The organism is Polaribacter sp. (assembly GCF_965656025.1).
Lineage (GTDB): Bacteria > Bacteroidota > Bacteroidia > Flavobacteriales > Flavobacteriaceae > Polaribacter.
The window spans coordinates 21,290-22,615 of record NZ_CBFHJT010000037.1; the positions used below are offsets into that span (position 1 = coordinate 21,290).

A 1,326-nucleotide genomic window follows, 5' to 3' on the forward strand; every position below is an offset into this window, starting at 1 on the left:
AAAAAGACAAAAAAGAAAATTAGTGCCGCAACAAAGAAGAAGTAATAGACAGCCTCAAAACATGAATAGAAGAAGAGGTATGGGAATGGGTGGAAGAAGATTTTAATATCTAAAAAAAACAACTATATTTATTTAAAAACTAACGAATTATACATTATGGGAATGAACAAAAATACAGTACTTGCATGGGCAACATTTATTATGATATTTGTAGGAGTTGCTTTAATTTGCTTAGGGGCCTTTAAATATACTGAGGTAGCTGGTTATGGCTTTGCCTCTGTAGGAGTTGGTTTTTTTGCAATTGCTTGGGTATTTAATGCTTTAAAAGGGCGTGTTTAAATTTAAAAAAAATCAATCTTTCAATCGCCTTTTTTGGGCGATTTTCTCAATATAAATTATAAAAGACAAGATTATGAGTGATGATAAGAAGGTCATCTTTTCGATGAATAAGGTTTCTAAAACCTATCAATCTACAGGAAAACAAGTTTTAAAAGATATTTATTTAAGTTTTTTTTACGGAGCAAAAATTGGGATTCTTGGTTTAAATGGATCAGGTAAATCAACCTTATTAAAAATAATTGCAGGCGTAGAAAAGAATTTTCAAGGAGATGTAACTTTTTCTCCAGGATATAAAGTTGGTTATTTAGAGCAAGAACCGCAACTAGACCCAGAGAAAACCGTTTTAGAAGTTGTAAAAGAAGGGGTAGCAGAAACTGTAGCCATTTTAGACGAATACAACAAAATAAACGACATGTTTGGTTTAGAAGAGGTGTATTCTGATGCAGATAAGATGGAAAAACTAATGAACCAACAAGCAGAATTACAAGACAAAATTGATGCTGCAAATGCGTGGGAACTAGACACCAAATTGGAGATTGCAATGGATGCTTTACGTACGCCAGATTCTGATAAAAAAATTGGAGTACTTTCTGGAGGTGAAAAGCGTAGAGTTGCCTTGTGTAGATTGTTATTACAAGAACCAGAAATTTTATTGTTAGATGAGCCTACCAACCATTTAGATGCAGAATCTGTACATTGGTTAGAGCATCATTTGGCGCAATACAAAGGAACTGTAATTGCAGTTACTCACGATAGATACTTCTTAGATAATGTAGCTGGTTGGATTTTAGAGTTGGATAGAGGAGAAGGCATCCCTTGGAAAGGAAATTATTCTTCTTGGTTAGACCAAAAATCTAAAAGAATGGAGCAAGAAAGTAAAACTGCTTCCAAACGTCAGAAAACATTAGAGCGTGAGTTAGAGTGGGTTAGGCAAGGCGCAAAAGGAAGGCAAACGAAACAAAAAGCTCGTTTAAAGAACTATGACAA

General features: G+C 34.1%; 2 protein-coding genes. Both read left to right on the plus strand.

Annotation, left to right across the window (positions count from 1 at the left end; all coding sequences use genetic code 11):
- Positions 1-162 precede the first annotated feature (162 nt).
- Positions 163-339, plus strand: a complete 177-nt coding sequence (locus tag ACTG3S_RS08560; RefSeq protein WP_439128940.1) for a CAL67264 family membrane protein — start codon at positions 163-165, stop codon at positions 337-339.
- Between the two features lie 73 nt (positions 340-412).
- Positions 413-1,326, plus strand: a 914-nt coding sequence (locus ACTG3S_RS08565) for an ATP-binding cassette domain-containing protein (RefSeq protein ID WP_439128941.1), incomplete at its 3' end; no start/stop codon positions are given.

Excerpts from the sequence above, each read along its gene's own strand:
- ACTG3S_RS08560 (WP_439128940.1), top strand. The coding sequence starts at position 163 with ATGAACAAAAATACAGTACTTGCATGGGCAACATTTATTATGATATTT.